The organism is Croceitalea vernalis, from assembly GCF_031846405.1.
Taxonomy (GTDB): Bacteria; Bacteroidota; Bacteroidia; order Flavobacteriales; family Flavobacteriaceae; genus Croceitalea; species Croceitalea vernalis.
Genome location: NZ_JAVRHU010000001.1, coordinates 399,649 through 421,003, shown reverse-complemented (window position 1 = coordinate 421,003; position 21,355 = coordinate 399,649). Strand labels below are relative to the sequence as shown.

Annotated in this window: 18 protein-coding genes; 8 read left to right on the top strand and 10 right to left on the bottom strand. The window is 34.1% G+C overall.

The genetic code is table 11. The features are described 5' to 3' along the window. Positions 1 to 38 precede the first annotated feature (38 nt). Entirely contained in the window at positions 39 to 749 is a 711-nt protein-coding gene (locus tag RM520_RS01845; protein WP_311386769.1) for an SDR family oxidoreductase, read from the top strand. On the opposite strand, the gene RM520_RS01840 is transcribed toward RM520_RS01845, so the two are convergent. From RM520_RS01840 to RM520_RS01825, 4 genes are all read right to left on the bottom strand, one after another. Continuing rightward, positions 750 to 3,485, bottom strand: coding sequence for a PD-(D/E)XK nuclease family protein (locus RM520_RS01840; protein WP_311386768.1), 2,736 nt, complete (start codon positions 3,483 to 3,485; stop codon positions 750 to 752). Between the two features lie 63 nt (positions 3,486 to 3,548). Next, positions 3,549 to 4,907, bottom strand: a complete 1,359-nt coding sequence (locus RM520_RS01835; protein ID WP_311384004.1) for an OmpA family protein — start codon at positions 4,905 to 4,907, stop codon at positions 3,549 to 3,551. 113 nt (positions 4,908 to 5,020) lie between these two features. Then, positions 5,021 to 6,214, bottom strand: a complete 1,194-nt coding sequence (gene kbl, locus RM520_RS01830) for a glycine C-acetyltransferase (RefSeq protein ID WP_311386767.1) — start codon at positions 6,212 to 6,214, stop codon at positions 5,021 to 5,023. A gap of 2 nt (positions 6,215 to 6,216) precedes the next feature. Beyond that, positions 6,217 to 9,336: a UvrD-helicase domain-containing protein gene (locus tag RM520_RS01825; protein WP_311386766.1), complete on the bottom strand. Its 3,120-nt coding sequence runs from the start codon at positions 9,334 to 9,336 to the stop codon at positions 6,217 to 6,219. 116 nt (positions 9,337 to 9,452) lie between these two features. Here RM520_RS01825 and RM520_RS01820 point away from each other — a divergent pair, with 116 nt between their 5' ends. Beyond that, positions 9,453 to 10,061: a superoxide dismutase gene (locus RM520_RS01820; protein WP_311386765.1), complete on the top strand. Its 609-nt coding sequence runs from the start codon at positions 9,453 to 9,455 to the stop codon at positions 10,059 to 10,061. Between the two features lie 656 nt (positions 10,062 to 10,717). Here the strand turns inward: RM520_RS01820 and RM520_RS01815 are convergent. The 4 genes from RM520_RS01815 to purN form a co-directional block, all read right to left on the bottom strand. Then, positions 10,718 to 12,616 carry an amidophosphoribosyltransferase gene (locus RM520_RS01815; protein ID WP_311384000.1) on the bottom strand — a complete coding sequence of 633 codons (1,899 nt, stop codon included), beginning with the start codon at positions 12,614 to 12,616 and terminating at the stop codon, positions 10,718 to 10,720. Between the two features lie 41 nt (positions 12,617 to 12,657). After that, positions 12,658 to 13,584, bottom strand: coding sequence for a PfkB family carbohydrate kinase (locus RM520_RS01810; protein WP_311386764.1), 927 nt, complete (start codon positions 13,582 to 13,584; stop codon positions 12,658 to 12,660). Positions 13,585 to 13,670: 86 nt separating this feature from the next. After that, positions 13,671 to 14,306, bottom strand: coding sequence for a ribonuclease H1 domain-containing protein (locus RM520_RS01805; RefSeq protein ID WP_311386763.1), 636 nt, complete (start codon positions 14,304 to 14,306; stop codon positions 13,671 to 13,673). Further along, complete coding sequence (purN, locus tag RM520_RS01800; RefSeq protein WP_311386762.1) at positions 14,299 to 14,871, bottom strand: phosphoribosylglycinamide formyltransferase; 573 nt, start codon at positions 14,869 to 14,871, stop codon at positions 14,299 to 14,301. Before purN ends, RM520_RS01805 begins: the two co-directional genes overlap by 8 nt. A gap of 156 nt (positions 14,872 to 15,027) precedes the next feature. On the opposite strand from purN, the gene RM520_RS01795 reads away from it, so the two are divergent. The 5 genes from RM520_RS01795 to pyk all read left to right on the top strand — a co-directional run bounded on the left by RM520_RS01795 (position 15,028) and on the right by pyk (position 19,379). Next, positions 15,028 to 15,261, top strand: a complete 234-nt coding sequence (locus RM520_RS01795) for an acyl carrier protein (RefSeq protein WP_047247024.1) — start codon at positions 15,028 to 15,030, stop codon at positions 15,259 to 15,261. 101 nt (positions 15,262 to 15,362) lie between these two features. Next, positions 15,363 to 16,613, top strand: a complete 1,251-nt coding sequence (gene fabF, locus RM520_RS01790; protein ID WP_311386761.1) for a beta-ketoacyl-ACP synthase II — start codon at positions 15,363 to 15,365, stop codon at positions 16,611 to 16,613. An 8-nt stretch (positions 16,614 to 16,621) separates the two neighbouring features. Beyond that, positions 16,622 to 17,359, top strand: coding sequence for a ribonuclease III (rnc, locus tag RM520_RS01785; protein ID WP_311383995.1), 738 nt, complete (start codon positions 16,622 to 16,624; stop codon positions 17,357 to 17,359). Positions 17,360 to 17,472: 113 nt separating this feature from the next. Then, positions 17,473 to 17,934, top strand: coding sequence for an IPExxxVDY family protein (locus tag RM520_RS01780; protein ID WP_311386760.1), 462 nt, complete (start codon positions 17,473 to 17,475; stop codon positions 17,932 to 17,934). A gap of 2 nt (positions 17,935 to 17,936) precedes the next feature. Then, the gene (pyk, locus tag RM520_RS01775) at positions 17,937 to 19,379 is read left to right on the top strand and encodes a pyruvate kinase (RefSeq protein WP_311386759.1); all 1,443 of its coding nucleotides are present in this window, start codon (positions 17,937 to 17,939) and stop codon (positions 19,377 to 19,379) included. Here pyk and RM520_RS01770 read toward each other — a convergent pair. Then, positions 19,376 to 19,897, bottom strand: a complete 522-nt coding sequence (locus RM520_RS01770) for a PAS domain-containing protein (RefSeq protein ID WP_311386758.1) — start codon at positions 19,895 to 19,897, stop codon at positions 19,376 to 19,378. The two genes, pyk and RM520_RS01770, sit on opposite strands and share 4 nt — an antisense overlap. A gap of 244 nt (positions 19,898 to 20,141) precedes the next feature. Further along, entirely contained in the window at positions 20,142 to 20,720 is a 579-nt protein-coding gene (locus tag RM520_RS01765; RefSeq protein ID WP_311386757.1) for a TetR/AcrR family transcriptional regulator, read from the bottom strand. A 181-nt stretch (positions 20,721 to 20,901) separates the two neighbouring features. Here RM520_RS01765 and RM520_RS01760 point away from each other — a divergent pair, with 181 nt between their 5' ends. Continuing rightward, entirely contained in the window at positions 20,902 to 21,354 is a 453-nt protein-coding gene (locus RM520_RS01760; RefSeq protein ID WP_311383990.1) for a COG2426 family protein, read from the top strand. The last annotated feature ends 1 nt before the right edge of the window (position 21,355 follow it).

Here is a 21,355-nt window from a genome sequence, read left to right as displayed (position 1 = left end):
GAAGCTAACTTGTTATTTTTGAACTATAAATTTTACATATGGATTTGACAGGTAAAGTGGCTTATATTACTGGAGGCAGTAAGGGAATTGGATATAGTGTAGCAGCTGCGCTATTAGAAAGGGGAATGAAAGTAGCCATTAGTGGAAGAAATGACCTTGCTGTTCAATCGGCGGTTAAAACTTTAGGGTTTGAAGGTGCGGTACTTGGTGTACAGTCTGATGTAGGTTCCTATGAAGATGAAAATACAGCTATACAAACAATTCTCAAAACTTGGGGAAAATTAGATGTTGTACTAGCGAATGCTGGTGTAGGTTATTTTGCGCCAGTTGATGAAATGACTATCGATTCTTGGAATCAAATGATTAGTACCAATTTGACAGGTGCTTTTTATACACTCAAGGCTTCAGTTGAGGTCTTAAAGGACTCTAAGGGATACTACATAACCTTGGCAAGTTTAGCGGGAACCAATTTTTTTGCCTCTGGTGCTGGTTATAATGCCACTAAGTTTGGTGTAGTTGGCTTTACCCAAGCTGTGATGTTAGATTTAAGAAAGTATGGAATTAAAGTTTCTACAATAATGCCCGGTTCCGTTGCAACTCATTTTAATGGCAATGATCCGTCAGAAAAAGATGCTTGGAAAATACAACCAGAAGATATTGGAAAATTAGTTGTAGATCTTTTACAAATGAATCCGAGAACTTTGCCTAGTAAAATAGAAGTGAGGCCAACTAGACCTGATTTAAAATAATCACAATAGTACTTCTTTAAAAGGAGTTTTAGGATCTGCTATCTCTAGAATAAGGCGTTTTAATTCAGACTTAAACTCATTTAATACGACATCTGTAATCAAATGGTCCTTAGTTATAGGTTTAGAATTTGACTTTTTCGCAAAACTTAAGATTCCCAAGTTGAGATTCTTAACTGGGAGTATGCCTGAAACTATAGGCTTTGAATTTTGAGAAAGAAGAGAATAACATAGTAACTGAAAGGCCTTTGCTTTTTTATCGTCAGAAGTAAGTTCATCAAAAGAAAAGATTTCAACCTCACTTTTGGTAACCTTGCCAGTTTTATAATCTAAAATTCTTAATTGCCCATCAATTTCATCAATACGATCAAGCTTACCTTTAAGGTTTACAGGATAGTCAAGTTCTGGAATATCTAGTATGACCTTTAACTCTTGCTCTAAACTGAGAATTTTAATTTGATGTTTTTCAATTTGATTTATTTCAAACTGAATAACGGACTCAATGTATTTAGTAATAACTTTAAGAACAATAAAATTTTGCCCTTTATCAACATTCCTATCTGAATAGGTTCTTTTAAAATGCTCTTGAACGGTACTATTGATTTTAGTTTTTGTCTGCTCTAAAATTGTTTTGTTGAGGTATTGCCCTATGAGTGGGGTGTATAAAGCTTCAAGAACATCATGAATTATTGTTCCAAAAGTGTTGTGTGCAATAGTCTCTTCAACTTGCTGTTGTTCTCTAATTTTAAGTATATGTTTTTTATAAAAACCGTAGGGGTTTTTAATGTAATTGGTCAATGAAGTAGGAGATAAGCCGGAGGAACAAATTACTTTAATCTCATCAATTAATTTGGGGGTTTTTTCTATTGTTTTTTCTTCAATGGGGTTAGGCATGCTGTTTTGCACGGCAATTTTATGCTTAACAAAGTTCTTCAGGTTAGCATCTGTTAAAAGCTGATGAATAAATCTGCTCTTTTCGCCGCCTTCTAAAACGTCTGGTTCAGTGTTGTAAGTTAAATAAACATCTTTAGCACGTTGTAGAAGTCTGTAAAAATGATAAGTATAAACAGCATCTTTATCTTTAAATGTAGGCATGTTATACTCCTTTTTTACATCAAAGGGTATAAATGAATTATTGCTTTTACCTGCAGGTAGAATATCTTCATTGACAGAACTCATTATAACCGTTTCAAAATCTAGAGTTCTACTTTCTAGCATCCCCATTATTTGTAACCCATCAGTTGTACTTCCTTGGAAATTTAATTGTTCTTCGGCAATTAATTCGAGCAATATTGATTTAAGAGTTTTAAGTTCATTTAAATATTCTTGCTCAGCAACATACTTATTAAGTTGATTAAACAGGTTATGGTATAATTGTAAACTTTCAAGTTCAATAAGTTGATGGGTTTGATTATAAGACGTTTGTAATAAAGTAATAATTTGTTGAGATCTTGTGATGAACTCTTTTGAATTCAACTTATGAATAGGAAAGATGAGATTAAAATTATCATTGTCATAGTCGGTCAATAACCTCAACTCTTCAGGAGTCAAATAGGTATAATTATTCTTGAGTATTTTATTAATGATATTAGCGGTAAAGTCAGATTCTTTATTCAGTAAATTAACCGCAATAGGGTTCGAAAGAATTCTAAGAATATCTTTATAGTACCATTTATTGTTGATTATATTGATATAGGAGTCGATAAGAACAGTAAAAAAATTAGAAATAGAAGTCTCACTAAGTGGATAACCCATAGTAATATTAATCTCCTTTACTTCTTCAGGAATAGAATTAAGGATTGCTGGCAATAAAGTCTCATCGGCTAATACTAGAGCAATAGGCTTGTTTTGCGTATTGGAGGAATAAATGTTTGAAATTAAAGAACCGATGTACTTAGCTTGAGAAATATTTTTAGGAATACCAATAATCTCAATGTTCTTATTTTCTAGAAAATTAGATTGAACATCTTGAAGTTTTTTACCTGATAAGTAGGGCCAATTCTTTTTGTGTCTTTTTATAAAATAACTGGCGTCATGCAATGGATCATTTAGAAAATAGGAGTCAATATCCCAATAAATTTCTGACGTGGAAGTAGCCAATATTTTTTGAACTATGTACTCTTCCGATTTATTTAGGGCATTAAAACCAACAAAAACATGGGACTTTTTGGAAGTCTGACTTATATAGGAGTGAATTTTACTATAAGCCAGTTTATAACGCAGTCCTTGATAGGAGTCTTTTGTACTTAATAGATGACTTGTAAATTCGTCATAGAGGTATTTAAAGGTTTGAGTGAATTTAACATAATCGGTAACCATAGTTGTTAAACCATCTTTTCCACCCCAAGCATTTAATTTATTTAAAGCAGTTAAGTAATCAAATATACTTTTGGTATCAATGAGGTACCTGTCAAGCTCATCAAAATCACTCAACAAGGTTTGTCCCCAGCGCGTAAAAGAGAAAAAGTCGTCTTTTTCTTTTAGTTCTGAGTTTAAGTAAATACTATATAACCTAAAGAGTAATTCGGTATTGCTAGTTTTATTAAGCTGCGATATTTCTTGAATAAAATGTTCAATGCTGAGAATAGTGGGGCTGAAAATAGGGCTTTCAATAAGTTCAGCAATATGAGCTTTTAAATAGGTACTTGATCGTACACTTGGTACAACAAAAACCAGATTTTCAAAAGAACCATATTTGTTATAGGTGTTCTGGACTACATATTTTAAAAATGCACTCATGTATTTAAAAAAGAAAAGCCTCGACAATTGTCGAGGCTTTTATATAAGTATGTAATAAAACTCTTATTTTACCAAGTTGATTTCAACTCTTCTGTTTTGAGCTCTACCAGCTCTATTGTTGTTCGTTGCGATTGGCTTGTCTTCACCGTAACCGATAGCAGTTAATCTATCAGAACCAATTCCTTTGTCGATTAAGAAATCTCTAACAGAGTTAGCACGTTTCTCAGAAAGACTTTGATTAAGTTTAGCACTACCAACACTATCAGTGTGACCTTCTACTGTGAACTTAGCAGTTGGATACTCACTTAAGATTTGGATAATGTCAACCATTACAGAAGTAGATTCTGCTTTAATTGAAGCTTTACCAGTATCAAACAAAATTGTTCTTGCGTAATCGTTTAATTGTTTTTGAACTTCTTCAGTTACTTCTGGGCAACCATTGTTTGCAACAGTTCCTGCAACTTCTGGACATTGATCGTCTTTGTCTAGAACTCCGTCACCATCAGTATCAGGCCATGGGCATCCTTTGTTCTCAGCAGGACCTGCTTCACTTGGACACTCATCATCTTTATCAGCAACACCGTCACCGTCAGCATCAGGACAACCAGCTAAAGCAGCAATACCAGCCTCGTTTGGACAAGCATCATCTTTATCAGCAATACCATCACCGTCAGCATCAGGACAACCGTTCATTTCTTTTGAACCAGCTTGGTCAGGACAACTATCTTTACCATCTTCGATGCCATCACCGTCAGAATCAGGACAACCATTGAAAGCTTCTAAACCAGCAACCTCAGGACAAGCGTCATCTTTGTCATATATACCATCACCATCAGTATCAGTACCACCAAATTTGATTGCAATACCTGCTAAGTGTTGGAAATGTTTTACTCCGTAATCTTCGAAAGCATGCTTATAAGAAGATTGAACAGTAAGACCAACATTGTCACTGAACCAGTAGTTTAAACCTAAACCACCATTAAAAGTACCTGCGCCAATTTCATCAACCCAAGTGTAACCACCACCAATCTCTACGAAAGGATCAAGTTTTGTGTTTTTTAAGATGTTATATTTAATGGTACCATCTACAGCATAGTGAGAAAGGTCATCAACTCTAACGTCTCCAAGTTTTTCAATTCTGTTTAAAGACCCTCTAGCGCCAACTGAAAAGCCATCGCCAATGTACTTAGACACTCCGATATAAGATACAGAAGGAATAATGTTCCAGTGATCGTTTGCATTAAAGTACTCAGAAAATAATGTACCTGTTTCGTAAGAAGCAGAAGCGTCATTAGTTGGATAAACGTCAATTGCGTTTACACCAAAGCTAATCTGCCAAGGATTATTCTCGTCTTGCGCTTGTATGTTGTTTACGCCTAAAACTAATAAGGCAACAACTAATAATTTGCTAAGATGTTTCATGTTCAAAATTTTACGTTTAAGTGTTTATCAGCTGCAAATGTAAGTTGTTAAGAACTATTAACAAAATCAATTTTCTTTTTTTTTTAACGTATTACATAGATTTTTTTAAGCATTTAAACGATTTTTAATGCTTTTCCAACCTCGATAAACGCATTTATGGCCTTGTCTAAATGTTCCTTTTCGTGCGCGGCGGAGAGTTGAACCCTTATACGAGCCTTCTCTTTAGGAACTACAGGGTAAAAGAAACCTATGACGTAAATACCTTTTTCCAGTAACATATCGGCCATTTGTTGTGATAATTTAGCATTGTACAGCATTACTGGTACTATAGCGGATTCCCCATCAATAATATCAAAGCCTGCTTCTTTCATTCCTTTTTTGAAATAAAGTGTGTTTTCATGAAGCTTATCTCGCAATGAAGTGTCATTTTGAAGCATATCAAAGACTTTGATAGATGCTCCCACTATTGTTGGGGCCAGAGAATTAGAAAACAAGTAAGGTCGTGACCGTTGTCTTAAAATTTCAATTATTTCTTTTTTACCTGTTGTATAACCGCCCATAGCGCCACCTAATGCTTTACCTAAAGTTCCGGTTATGATATCAATGCGTCCCATAACATTTTTATCTTCTAAAGTCCCACGGCCTGTTTCGCCAATAAAACCTGTAGCATGACATTCGTCAATCATAACCAATGCATCATAAGCATCTGCTAAGTCACAAATTTTATCTAAAGGCGCAAGCTTACCATCCATGGAGAATACACCATCAGTTACAATTATCTTAAATCGATTGCCATCAGCATTAGCTTGTTTGAGTTGAATTTCTAAATCACTCATATCATTATTAGCATAACGATATCTTTTCGCTTTGCATAATCGAACACCATCTATAATCGATGCGTGATTGAGTGAATCAGAAATAATAGCATCTTCAGCCGTTAACAAAGGTTCAAAAACACCACCATTAGCATCAAATGCCGCAGCGTATAAAATAGTGTCTTCAGTTTGATAGAACTCTGCTATTTTATTCTCAAGCTCTTTGTGAATGTCTTGAGTACCACAAATAAAACGAACGGAAGACATACCAAACCCATGCGAATCAAGGGTGTCTTTGGCTGCTTTGACCACGTCTGGGTGAGACGATAGGCCTAAATAGTTATTAGCGCAAAAATTAATAACTTCTTCTCCTGTGCTTATTTTTATGACTGCACCTTGCTGAGATGTTATGATACGTTCTCGTTTATAAAGGCCTGCTTGTTCAATCGAGTTTAATTCTTCCTGTAAATGCTTTTTAATTTTTCCGTACATAATTAAACAAATATTGGTTTAATATTTTCATCTATATAGACAAGTATTTTGTCAGTTACAAAGTACCCCATTTTTAAAAGAATCTCCTCATAATCATCTAACTGTTTTTTATGTGAAGTGTGAGGTTCTCCTGTTTTATAATCAATAATGCAGGCACTCATGTCATCAATCACCAAGCGATCTAGTCTAACTAAAGATTTGTTAGGATTAAGTATTTCAATTTCATTATAAACTGTTAAACCCTTTGTGTAAAATTTATTTAGTAATTCATGAGTAACTACCTTGTTCAAGGTTCTTTCTAGATAAGATTGTTCTTTCTGATTTATTTCACCATTATTCACAAAATTTGAAAGAACGGATTCAATGTCATCTTCCGTATAAATTAGACTTAAAGCTTGATGTAATAAATTTCCAATATGTATTGCCTTTTCTTGTTTTGGTTCTAGGTTTTTAAACTTTGAAGTAACCATGTTAAATTGAGCATCATCTTTTGAAGTATATATATAAGGTATAGCCAATTGATGTATCGTCTCAGTTTTACAAGAATGGTTCGCAGTTAATTCGCCAAATGAATAGGTGGTCTGAGATTCACTCCAAAAGTCTTTTTCTTTTAAATAGTCAGCAAACAAGGAAGCATAAGACATGTTATTGTCGCCTTTGGAGTTTTTACTTGGAGGAGCTGTAATTACAAAAAGGCCATTAATCGCTCTAGTTAGAGAAACATATAGCACGTTAAAATCGTCTAATTCTGCGTTTTCAGATTCATTCTTATAAATAACCGCAGCCTCTTCAGAAAAAGCTTTAAGGTCAGATGAGTTTTTAAGCATGAGCTCATTGAATCCATAAAATTCTTCTTCATTTACCGGAACCCATAGGTCATTACTCTTTCTTTTTTCATCAATCTTAGCTGCAGCAAAAGGTATAATAACAAAAGGGAACTCTAATCCTTTAGATTTATGGATTGTCATGATGTTAACCGCATCTAAATCATCAGGTGCCGCGATAGACAACTTGTTTTTTTTACGTTCCCAAAATTGTAAAAAATCAAAAATTGAAAGGTTTTGTTTTTTTCCGTAAGCAAATACTTCATCTAAGAAATAAGAGATATACGCATTGGAATTAGGGGCCAAATCAAATTTTGAAATTGCGACCTCAACCATATCTAGAGGTGTCATTAGTTTCGCTTCATCCATATTAAAATCAAAAACGTCCTTCAAAAACATGGGAAATTGTCCAATGTTTTTTGATATGAAATCATGTTTTATAGTTTCATCTTTAGCTAGGTATTCTAGAATGGTAAATTGATGTTCTTTAATTTCTGGTTGCTCAATGAGGTACATTAAGGCTACAAGAAAATTTACCTCTGTTGAATTTTTTAGCAATAAAGCTTCTGCGGATACTATCGGAATTTCGTTTTTAGAGAGAAAATCGGCTATTACAACGCCTTGATTATTGCTTCGGACCAAGATACATATGTCTTTATAAGTATACCCTTTACTTAAAATGGCATTAATGTTTTCAAGGGTTTTAATGCTATGAGGGTGAGCATCAATCTCTTTATCCTCTTCAAAAAAAGATAGCTCAATAAAACCACCTAACTGGTCATTTTTTTCTTGCTGATTTCCCTCTTCGTATAAGTGTTGATATATATTATTCTTAAGTTTTGTGGCAATAAATGAGAAAAAATCATTATTAAAATCAACAAGTGTTGCGGCGCTTCTCCAATTTTTATCAAGATTTTCAACAGAAGGTTTAACTACAAAAGCTTTTTCAGTTTTCAAGGACAGGTTTAAAAATTGAGAGGCTTCTCCTCCGCGCCATCTATAAATGGCCTGTTTTACATCACCTACCAATAAAAGCGAGCCTTTTTGACCCAGCTCATTTTCGCTTTCTAAAGCATTACTAATTAATGGAATAAGATTTTCCCATTGTAATTGCGAAGTGTCTTGAAATTCGTCAATGAAATAGTGTCTATATTTTTCTCCTAATCTTTCATAAATAAAAGGGACAGGCTGATTTTTTATCTCATTAGAGATGATAGTGTTGAATTCTGAGATATTTAATAGATTTTGCTCTTCTTGTATTTTTTTTAATTCTTTAGATATTTCATTTATTAGCGTTAAAGGAACAATCTTTTTATAGGCCTTCGACAGAAACGAAATATTTTCAAAGGCGTGTTTTATATAGTTAAAGTTTTTAGAGAATTCTGATTGTAATTCATCAATAATAGCTTTAATATTTTCTGGGCAACTTTTGTTATAGAGTGGAGTGGTTTCAAAGTTCTGTTTCCAACCAGCATCAAAGTTAATTTCTAAATTACCTTGGCTAATTTGTTCCATGAATTTTGGAAAGTATTTTCTAGAAAAATCTCCAAACTCTAAACCACTTTCAGCGATTAGCTCTAAATTTTTTTTAGCTTTTTCTATGACACTATTTTTTTGTGTGTTGATATCAGTTGCTATCTTTTTTTTAAGCCCAACAAAATCACTAATATTTTTAGTAGTAAGTTTTTTTAAATGAGATATGTGTTGCTCTCTAAACAAAAGTTTGCCAATTTCATTAAGGTCATAAGCAATATTCCAGCTTTTGTTGTCATCAATTTTTTCGATAACAAAATCAATTAAAAAGTCAGTTAGTTCTTTATTGCTTCCGGCTTGGTTTAAAACTCTGGCTACAGCTTGGTTTAGTAAAGAATCCGTATCAAGTTCTACCTCGAAGTTTTGAGCTATTTTTAAATCTCTAGCAAAAGTTCTAATTATTTTATGGTTAAACTTGTCAATAGTTGAAATCTCAAAAAAGGCGTAATTATGTAATAGCTCTTTTAACGTGTTTTGTGACTTTTGTCTAAGTTGCTCAGAGTTAAAATTTAAATGATTTTTAATGTCTTCAAAAAGGCTCTGACTGCTTTTTGGCAGATTGTCCATGCTAAATTCATGAAGACTTTGAAGAATACGCTCTTTCATTTCACCAACTGCTTTATTAGTAAAAGTCAGGGCTAAAAGTTGAGCATATTTTAATTTTGATTTTGGAGCAAGTATTTGTGTAAGGTAGTTTTTGGTAAGCTGGTATGTTTTACCAGAACCTGCAGAAGCATTATAAATTTTAAAGCCTACGTTACTCAAATTGTTTTATTGCAAAGTACGCATTCTTACCATCTTGTTAACATATATTATGACGATTTTGTTTGTTAAAACAGTATTTTTGATGAACAGAAATAATAACTAAAAACATAAAAATTATGGCTTTTGAATTGCCTAAGTTACCATACGCATATGATGCGTTGGAACCACATATTGATGCTCGTACTATGGAGATACATCATACAAAGCATCACAATGGATATACAACAAAATTGAATGGTGCTATTTCAGGAACAGATTTGGAAGGGAAAGACATTATGGATATTCTTTCTAATATGGACATGAGTAATGGTGCGGTAAGAAATAATGGAGGTGGTTTTTACAATCACTCGCTTTTCTGGGAAGTAATGTCACCAAATGGTGGTGGAAGTCCAGAAGGTGATCTTGCAAGTGCTATTAATGATGCTTTTGGATCACTTGATGGTTTTAAAGAAAAGTTTACCGCTGCAGCAGGTACGAGATTTGGTTCAGGTTGGGCATGGCTTTGTGTTCATAAGGGAGGAAAGCTTGAGATTTGCTCAACTGCTAATCAAGACAACCCTATTATGCCTGGTATTGAGTGCGAAGGTCATCCAATATTAGGCTTAGATGTTTGGGAACATGCCTATTACTTGAATTATCAAAATAGAAGACCAGATTACATTTCTGCTTTTTTCAATGTTATCAATTGGGATAGGGTTGCTGAGAACTATGCTGCCGGAAAATAGCAGCAATATTTTGTAAAATTAAGAGCGCAGTTGTTTAGCTGCGCTTTTTTTGTTTTAATCTCAAAATATAATAATAGAAAAGGGTGGAGAAGCCTCCACCCTTTTCGTCCCAAATCTTACCATAAACTTAACCTACTTATGCTATGGCAAAACTAAATTACTGGTATTGTGGCAAATAACAAAGAAATTTTATGAGTTTTTAAAGCGCGAAAGAATTAGAAAATGCCAAAATTTAACATTTAATGGGCATAATACGTTGGCAGTCAAACATAAAGAAGGCGGAACAATGTCCGCCTTCTTTCCCCAAATCTTACCATGAACTTAACCTACTTATGCTATGGTTCTACAAATGTATCTTAACAGTTCTCCACTGTAAAAGCTTTTAGATAAAAGTCCTTTTATTAGGTTGAAATACCATTACACCTAAAACGGATTATAAAAGCTAAAGAAAAGGAGTACAAGTGGTGAAGAAATTCAATAAAATAAAAAAGGTGGAGAAGTCTCCACCTTTTTTGCCCCAAATCTTACCATGAACTTAACCTACTTATGCTATGGCAAGTACTAATATAAATTGCTGTAGGGCTGGAATGTTAAAAAGACGTCAAAGTGCATTTTTCATCGATGAAATGCACACACCATAGGATGAAATACATATTTTAGTATGCGCGTTCGTTTTTTCCCTCAAAAAAGTTAATGAAAGCTCTATTGACGACACGGTTTCCTCCGGGTGTTGGATAATCTCCGGTAAAGTACCAATCTCCAAGATTATTAGGGCATGCAATATGTAAGTTATCTATGGTTTGATAAATAACTTTTACTTCGGCACCAATGGATTTGGGACTTAATATTTCAGCAATTTTATCAGAAATTTCTTCTTGTGAGAAAGGTTCATAGAATTCCTTTACGTAATTGATGACATCTTTATCTTTCGAATTGACTTGTTGTACACACTTATGATAAATTTCTTCAATTTTATTAGTGGTGTTATGATCTTTATGAAGCTCTAGTGCGGCTTTAAATGCTACAAAGTCTTCTAGTTTAGCCATATCAATACCGTAACAATCCGGATATCTAATTTGAGGAGCTGAAGAAACTACTACTATTTTCTTAGGATTTAATCTGTCAAGCATTCGAAGTATGCTTTTCTTAAGTGTAGTTCCCCGAACAATACTATCGTCTATAATAACAAGATTGTCATTCTTTTTTACGGAGCCATAAGAAATGTCATAAACGTGTGCCACTAAATCATCTCTGCTACTATCTTGAGTAATAAAAGTTCGCAGTTTAGCATCTTTTATTGCTACCTTTTCAATACGAGGACGAACATCTAATATTTTATGAAGCTGCTCTTTGGTTATAGTGTTGCCTAAAGCTAATATTTGTTCTTCTTTTTTATTGTTGAGGTAATTTTGAGCCTCTTTTACCATACCTAAAAAAGAAGTCTCGGCTGTATTAGGAATATAGGAGAACACGGTATCTGTTAGATTATCATCAATTGCTTTTAATATTTCAGGAAATACCAGTTTGCCAAGCATCTTGCGTTCACGATAAATCTCTTTATCACTGCCACGAGAAAAATAAATTCGTTCAAATGAACAGGCTTTCCTTTCCGTTGGCGTTAATATTTCTTCAAAAGATACATTCCCATTCTTTTTTATAATAATCGCATTACCAGGATCTAGTTCTTTAACCTCTTCATATTTCACGTTGAAAACAGTTTGAATTACCGGTCTTTCAGAAGCAACTACAACAATCTCATCATCTTGGTAATAATAACTTGGTCTAATACCTGCGGGGTCTCTTAGTAAAAATGCATCACCATGCCCTAGCAAACCTCCCATGGCATATCCACCATCCCAGTTTTTAGCTGCCTTCCTTAAAACTTTGGCAACGTTCAAACGTTCGGCAATTATGGGTGAAGCTTCTCTTTTATTAAAACCTTCTTTTTTAATTTGTTTGTAGAGTTTAGCTACTGCATCATCTAGAAAGTGACCAATTTTTTCCATCACTGTAATGGTATCGGCCATTTCTTTTGGGTGCTGACCTAGTTCGATGAGGCTTCCAAAAAGCTCATCAACATTGGTCATATTAAAGTTACCTGCAACAATGAGGTTTCTATGCATCCAGTTGTTTTGTCTTAAAAATGGATGTACGCTTTCTATACTGTTTTTACCGAAAGTACCATAACGAACATGACCCAATAATAGCTCACCAATGTATGGAATCTCCTTTTTTTGTTGGGCAACATCATCCCATAATTGAGGACTATCAACTAGGGCAGAATTTATACGGTCATTAATTTGTTTAAAAATATCTTGAATCGGTTGTTGTTGAGAAGACCTTACTCTGCTCATGTATCGCTCCCCAGGCTCCATATCTAACTTGATGCTTGCAAAACCGGCACCATCTTGGCCGCGATTATGCTGTTTTTCCATCATTAGGTACATTTTATTTACACCGTAAAAAGCGGTACCATACTTCTCTTTATAATATTCAAGAGGTTTTAATAATCGAATCAACGAAATTCCACATTCGTGCTTTATAGCATCACTCATGTTCTAGCTAATAAAAAAGCCCTGAATTTTCAGGGCATGGGTTATTTTATTTCAATATCAAATTGTGTCAAGGCTTTAAATTGATGGAGCCTTTCTTCAACTTCTTCTTTTTTTAACGATTGCATCCGTTCTGTTCCAAATTTCTCCACACAAAATGAAGCTAAATTAGAGCCATGTATGATGGCATTTTTCATATTTTCAAACGAAATATTTTCAGTACTTGCCAAATATCCAGAAAAGCCACCAGCAAATGTATCTCCAGCACCTGTAGGGTCAAAAACTTCTTTTAATGGTAAAGCCGGAGCAAAAAAGATGTTCTTTTCGTCAAAAAGTAAAGCACCATGCTCACCTTTTTTGATAACCACATATTTAGGACCCATAGCACTTATTTTTTCAGCTGCAGTTACTAAAGAGTATTCACCAGTTAGTTGTCTTGCTTCTTCATCATTTATGGTGATAGCATCAATATGTTTTATCACTTCAATAAGTTCATCAAGCGCATTATCCATCCAAAAATTCATTGTATCTAAAACAATGAGTTTTGGTCGGGTACTCATTTGATTAATTACACCCATCTGAATTGAAGGATGCAAATTACCGAGCATTACAATATCAGCATTTTTATAATCTTCTGGAACTATAGGATTAAAATCTGCTAAGGTGTTTAATTCTGTTACAAGTGTATCGCGGGTATTCATATCATTATGATACTTACCGCTCCAAAAAAAGGTTTTACCACCCTGTACAATTTCAACTCCTGAAATATCAATATTTCTATTAGTCAATAAATCAAGGTATTCCTGCGGAAAGTCATCTCCAACGACAGAAACAATGGCCGAGTCAACTTGAAATTTGGATGCTGCTAAACCTATAAAAGTTGCCGCTCCACCTAAAATTTTGTCCGTTTTTCCGAAAGGAGATTCAATAGCATCGAAGGCAAGTGTACCAACAATCAAAAGCTTACCCATTAACTTGGAATTTTGCTGCAAATATACCGTAAATTATACATAAAATAATGAGTGATTTTTTAAAAATAAACCGAACAGTTCTTGAGCTATTTTCTTCCAAAATCTGCAGGAATTTCACCCCAAGCTTTGGTTTCCCATTTAACAATTGGCGTATTGTAGTCATTATTTTTTAACCAATTCTCAGCTCGTTGAATCAATTTAAAAACAGCAGTATTTTTCGAGCTAGGTTTTAAATTCGTTTTACATTTTTTCTTTTGCACCCATCCAATAGCTATTCTAGAGTCAGAGTAAATAATTCGCTTGCTATTCTGTTGTTTTAAAAAGGCCAATCCATGGACTAAAGCCAAAAACTCACCAATATTATTAGTGCCTTCATCAAAAGGCCCTTGTTTGAATAATTGCTTTTTTGTTTTTGTATCAACACCTTGATATTCCATTACACCTGGATTGCCACTTGAGGCTGCGTCAACTGAGATAGAGTTCATGTTGGCTTCACCTATTCTCAATAATTCTTCAGGTGTTAATTCTGACTTGCCTTTGCTTTTTCCTTTGTATTCTAAGTAATTACTGTTAAACGCCTTTTTGGCTTCAACGAAAGTTGAAAATGACTTATACTGAGCTCCTTTTATTCCTTCTATTTGAGCTTTACAATCGCCCCAAGATTCAAAAATACCAGTATGCTTGCCCTTCCAAACCACATAAAATTTTTGTTTTTTAGCCATGAGCTTCTAGCAATTGTTCAATTATTTTTGGAAAATGCTCGTATTCCAAAGCATGTACTTTACTCGCAATATCAATAGCGGAATCAGACGTTGAAATCTGAGTTGATTTCTGAAAAATGACGGTTCCATCATCGTATTTATTATTCACATAGTGAATGGTTATACCGGTTTCAGTTTCGTTATTGAGTTTAACGGCTTCGTGAACATAATCGCCATACATACCTTTTCCACCATATTTAGGAAGAAGTGAGGGATGAATGTTTATAATTTTATCAGGAAAACTTAAAATCAAGTTTTCCGGGATTTTCCAAAGAAAACCAGCTAAAACGATAAGAGAAGGTTTTAGCGACTTTAAAACTGAAAGAACGGTTTCATTTTCAATAAAAGCGGCTTTATTAAAAGATAAACAAGGTACTTTTAGTCTATTACAACGATCAATTACGCCGGCAGATACTTTATTAGTTAATACGCAAACAACTTTAGTTTTGATAGTTTTTTCAAAATAATTAATGATATTCTCTGCGTTGGAACCAGAACCTGAAGCAAGTATAACTATTCTATTCATCGTGTTTTTAAAGACGGTTTTATCATTTTTCTAGGGGTCTAAATTAAGCCTAAGATGGTTAAAACAGTAATTTACAGCACATTTTATCGACAAATGATGGTTTTAATCCAAAGTTTTATATTTTTGCCGAGATTAAATTTTAAAACCGATATTATTATGTCAGACATTGCATCAAGAGTAAAAGCTATCATCGTTGATAAACTAGGTGTTGATGAAAATGAAGTTGTTTCTGAAGCAAGTTTTACCAACGATTTAGGCGCTGATTCATTGGATACTGTTGAACTTATTATGGAATTTGAAAAAGAATTCGATATTCAAATTCCAGATGATCAAGCGGAGAACATTGCTACTGTTGGTCAAGCAATAAGCTATATAGAAGAAGCAAAGTAATTTATGTTATCTTACTAAAGATTAACAATTATCCATGTGGTAATCTTCCACATGGATAATTTTTTTTAAATTCAAGCGTAAATAGGTTAAAAATTAGTTCTATGCAGTTAAAGCGAGTTGTAGTTACCGGTCTAGGTGCTCTGACACCGATCGGGAACGATATCAAAACCTATTGGGATGCACTTAAGAACGGAAAAAGCGGTTCTGCTCCCATTACATATTACGATACAGAAAAGTTTAAAACAAAATTTGCCTGCGAGCTTAAAAATTACGATCCCTTAAATTTTTTCGATAGAAAGGAAGCTAGGAAGCTAGACCGTTTTGCACAATATGCATTGGTATCTTCTGATGAAGCAATTCTTGACTCTGGGCTAGACTTAGATAAAATTGATAAATTTAAAGTAGGTGTAGTATGGGGAGCTGGTATTGGAGGTTTAGAAACTTTCCAAAATGAGGTATTGAATTTTGCTGCTGGTGATGGCACTCCAAGGTTCAATCCTTTCTTTATACCAAAAATGATTGCAGATATTGCTCCAGGTAATATCTCTATCAAACATGGCTTTATGGGGCCAAATTATACGACTGTTTCTGCTTGTGCATCATCTGCGAATGCAACAATTAATGCCTTGAATTATATTCGATTAGGCCATTGTAACGTTGTTGTGACTGGTGGCAGTGAAGCGGCAGTAACCATTGCTGGTATGGGTGGATTTAATGCCATGCATGCACTATCAACTAGAAATGAAAGCCCTGAAACTGCGTCAAGACCATTTGATGCAACTAGAGACGGTTTTGTTTTAGGTGAAGGTGCTGGAGCTTTGGTATTAGAAGAATATGAGCATGCTAAGGCCAGAGGCGCAAAAATTTATGCTGAGGTTTTAGGTGGTGGTCTTTCGAGTGATGCTTATCATATGACAGCACCACATCCTGAAGGTATAGGTGTAGTCAAGGTAATGGAGAATTGCTTAGAAAATGCTGGCTTAAAAGCTTCAGATGTTGATGCTATCAATACACATGGCACATCAACTCCATTAGGTGATGTCGCTGAACTTAAAGCGATATCTAAGGTATTTGGTGAACATGCAGCGAATATTAATATTAATTCAACTAAATCAATGACTGGTCATTTATTAGGAGCGGCTGGTGCAATTGAAGCAATTGCATCAATCTTAGCTATGGAACATAGCCTAGTACCGCCAACCATAAATCACAGTGTAATTGATGAAAATATTGATCCATCATTAAATTTGACATTGAATAAAGCTCAGAAACGAGAAGTAAATGTTGCTATGAGCAATACTTTTGGTTTTGGAGGGCACAATGCTTGTGTTTTATTTAAAAAACTTAGTTAATTTAATAGATGAAGTTTTCTCCTAAAATATTTAATTCCCATCCTAAACAGGATGGGGATTTTTTTTTAGGCATTAAACGTATTTTGGGTTTTAAGCCTAAGAATATTGAAGTCTATAAGAAAGCCTTTTTACATCGTTCCATGAACAAACGTGACCAAGAAGGTAATCCTATGAACTATGAACGTTTAGAGTTTTTAGGCGATGCCATGCTCGGCACTATTATTTCTAGACATCTATACAGTAGTGTTCCTGAGGGAGATGAGGGTTATCTTACCAAAATGAGGTCTAAAATTGTTAGCAGAAAACATTTAAACGAACTGGGAAAAGACTTAGGCTTATTAAATTATGTGGAGAGTAGGATTCCAAAATCACATTTTGGAGAAAATATTCATGGTAATGTTTTTGAGGCCTTGGTTGGTGCTATTTATTTGGACCGCGGTTATACTTTCTGCGAAAAATTTATTCAATCTAGGGTTATTGAGCCTTATGTTGACATAGAACAATTAGAAGGTAAAGTCATCAGCTATAAAAGTTTGGTAATTGAATGGTGCCAAAAGCAAAAAAAGAGTTTTCATTATGATGTTTATGAAGATACAGGCAATGATGTTTTAAAACATTTTGCAGTTAAATTAACCATTGGAGAAAAGATATTAGCAAAAGCACGAGCTACTTCAAAAAAGAAGGCAGAAGAAAAAGCTTCAAAAAGAGCCTACTTTGCTCTTCAGCACAAAATCGAAAGTCATTAATCGTTAAGAAACGGTAAACTCCAACGTTTTCGTACCCTTCATATTTTCTAAACCATTCCATACACTAGGCTGGTTTAAGGATTAGAACTATATTTACAATTCGCATTAATTTGATGGTAACAACTCATAAGATAGCTGCAGAGTTATATGATGATACTTTTAAGCTCATTGCATTGCATTGTAGCTTGAGAGATTACGCAATGGCTTATGGCATAAATAAGGTTGTACAATTAAAATTAGAAAGAAGCGAACAAGACTTGGACGTTGCTGATTTTTCGTTTCCAATTTTTGAATGGAAAGACGATAGTAATGACACCAATTGGACCTTGGTGAGTAACACAATCAAGAGAATAGAAAGAACCGAATCTTTTGGTTTTTTTGAAGAGGAAAGTGAAGAAAGAACACACTACCTAATTGAAGAACGAAAAGAAGTTGATTACTTTTTAAAAATTGATGTTGATGAAAATTATTCAATGAATGAGGTGGTTTCATTAATTAATCAGATACCAAAAGTAGTCACTGCTTACGATATTGATGTAAGGAGTTTAAAATCAAAGAAAAACCTAATTTTTTAATAATGCCAACTAAGAAGAAAACTAAAATTGTTGCAACTCTCGGCCCAGCTACCAGTAAAAAGGAAGTTTTAAAAGAAATGATACTGGCAGGAGTGGATGTGTTCAGAATTAATTTTTCACACGCTAGTTATGATGATGTTACTGAGCGGATTAAAATGATTCGTGAGTTGAATGAAGAGATGCAAATGAGCACCGCAATTTTGGCTGATTTACAAGGACCAAAATTAAGAGTTGGTGTAATGGGTGGTGAAGTGGTTGTTGCGCCTGGCGATGAAATTCTTTTTGTAACAGGAGAACCATTTGAAGGCAATGCTGAAAAGGTATATATGAACTATGCAGCATTTCCTAGAGATGTAAAGGCTGGAGAAAATATACTTTTAGACGATGGAAAATTGATGTTCGAGGTAGTTTCTACCAATGGTGAGAATGAAGTAAAGGCTAAGGTTATTCAAGGTGGGCCTTTAAAATCTAAAAAAGGTGTCAACTTACCCAATACTAATATTTCTTTACCAGCCTTAACAGAGAAGGATATAAAAGACGCCATTTTTGCTGTTGGTCAAAATGTAGATTGGATCGCACTTTCATTTGTTAGATTTAGCCAAGATTTGATAGATCTTCAAAATTTAATTAAAGAACATTCAGAGCACAAAATTCCAATCATTGCGAAGATAGAAAAGCCTGAGGCTGTAGAGAATATAGATAAGATTGTTGCTTATTGTGATGGTTTGATGGTTGCCAGAGGTGATTTGGGAGTTGAAGTACCTGCTCATGAGGTTCCTTTAATTCAAAAACAATTGGTTTTAAGAGCCAAAAAGGCTAGAATACCTGTAATTATTGCTACTCAAATGATGGAGACCATGATTACAAGTTTAACACCAACAAGGGCTGAGGTAAACGACGTGGCTAATTCTGTAATGGATGGGGCTGATGCTGTTATGCTATCTGGGGAAACTTCTGTGGGTAATTATCCAGTTCAAGTGATTGAGAAAATGACAAGTATTTTATCTAGTGTTGAGGGATCTAGTTTAATTAATGTGCCTCAGACACCACCTCATATTAAAACAAGAAGATATATCACGAAGTCGGTTTGTTATCATGCTGCATTAATGGCCAATGAAATTCAAGCCAAAGCGATTTCGACATTAACAAATAGTGGGTATACGGCTTTTCAAATTTCGGCATGGCGACCTAGCGCTCATATTCTAGTTTTTACTTCTAATAGAAGAATATTAACACAATTGAATTTGCTTTGGGGTGTTAAGGCATTCTATTATGACAAATACGTATCAACAGATGAGACTATTGAAGATGTAAACCAAATTGCATTTAAAAAAGGGTTTTTACAGAATGGTGATATGCTTATTAGTTTAGCAGCAATGCCTATGAAAGAAAAAGGAATGGTTAATACATTGAGGGTTACAGAAATTGAGACAAGTAATTTCTAAGCAACTTCTCTTTCAAAAGCTATAAAATTTACTACTTTGCCTTTTTTGTTGCGAATAGGCGCACCCTTAATCCAGCAGTTGTAGGTTGAACCATCTTTGCGATAGTTTAAAATTACCGCTTCAAATGGTTGCTCACTTTTAACAGCTTTTGCAATCTTTGAGGCAGTTTCTTTACAGGTTTTTTCGCCTTGGAACATTTTTGGTTTTAGACCTTTTATTTCATCAGGTGTGTAGCCATTCATATGAAAAATATTCTTAGTCGCATGTACGATATTTAGTTGCGCATCAGTAACAACAATAATATGTTCCTTTTCAATAATTTCTTTTTCGAATGGAAATTTATTCTCCCAGCTCTTTTGATCAGAAAGTGCCTTCAATATTCCCAAGTCACTTAGGTTATCACACATTTTTTGGAAATACTTCGAAAATACATCCCAACCAGAGACAGGTAGATTTAAAACACCCTGCTTAGAGTAGAAATTATATGCCGCCTTATCGTAATGTTGTAACTCTTTCATAGTTCAATACTATAAAAACTTAGCATTTTGAAAAAGTTTGTAACAATCATTAACAGTTCTGTTGAAATTATTTGGGCTAATTGGGTATTAAAACCGTGTAAGTATGAACAGAATTTTTTGACTTAAAGGCCATAAACACCAATAAATCAGTAAGAACTCAGTATTTCAAGAGGGTTAATGAAGCTATTCTTAAGGTTGTTAAAAACAAAAACTAACACCTTGACACTTTCGAATTTGATGTCTCTTATTTCAATTTTGATTCAGCAAAAATTGAAGGTGCAATACTTTTTGCTAAATGTATAGGCCAATCATTTCTGTGCAAATGACTCTCAGTAATAGCCCCTTCATAAAGTAAATATAGTCCACCTGATATTTTTTCTGTTTCTGCTAATGAAATGTTAGCAATTGTGTCACCCACAATTTCACCTAAAAATAAGAGGAGTTCTTTTTTCTGTCGTTGAATAACCAAAACTATTTTTTCATTTTCTGGAGGTAGTTCACCCAGAGTTTTAATGCCCCAACAACCATGGAAGTCTCCTTGTCTATATAAATCTCTTAAAAAATCAAAAATGCCAACTAGTTTTTGTTTTCCTTCATTTTTATCTGAAATATAATTTTTTAAGTCGTCCATAAATTTAAGGTGACGCACTTCAAGGTAAGCTACACATACATCTTCTTTTGATTTAAAATGATGATACAAGGTGGCTTTTGCAATTTCAGATTTTGCAATAATTTCGTTAATACCAGTTGCGTTGTAACCATTTGTATAGAACAGTTTACTCGCTACGGTAATGATGTGTTCTTTGATATTACTTTTTTGCATACTACAAATATAAACCGACTGGTCAGTCAATAAACAAATTTTCCATATTCAATCTAAAACTAACGGTGGTTAGTAAAAAACTGTAGTTAAATGGGGGTTCTATAAAATCTTTAGTTAGAATTAGCGTTTTATTGGCTCAAAATTATTTTTTCAACTATAGTTTTGCAAAAAAATTGTTACAGTGATATTAGAATTGATAACGGCCATTCTTTGGAGTATTTCACCGTTTGGTGAATCTAAGGTTGGTATTCCATATGGTATTGCTCAAGGAGTGAATAGCTATCTTGTTTTTATCACCTGTTTTTTGGCCAATTTATTGGTCTTTCCAATAATGATGTATTTTTTAGATAATATCAATAAAGGTCTTGTACGATGGAGACCTTATAAAAAAGTGGCCTTATGGGTTGCAAAAAGAGCTAAGACAGGTACTGGTGATAAAATTCAACGATTTGGAGTATTAGGTCTAGCATTGTTCGTTATGATTCCTTTACCCGGAACAGGAGTCTATGCAGGAAGTATTGCATCATACTTGTTTAGAATTGAAAGAAAAAAGGCATTTATAGCTAATGCTATTGGTATTTTCTTTTCTTCCATAATTATATGGGCTTTAACGGTTTCCGTTAAGTCTATGTAGT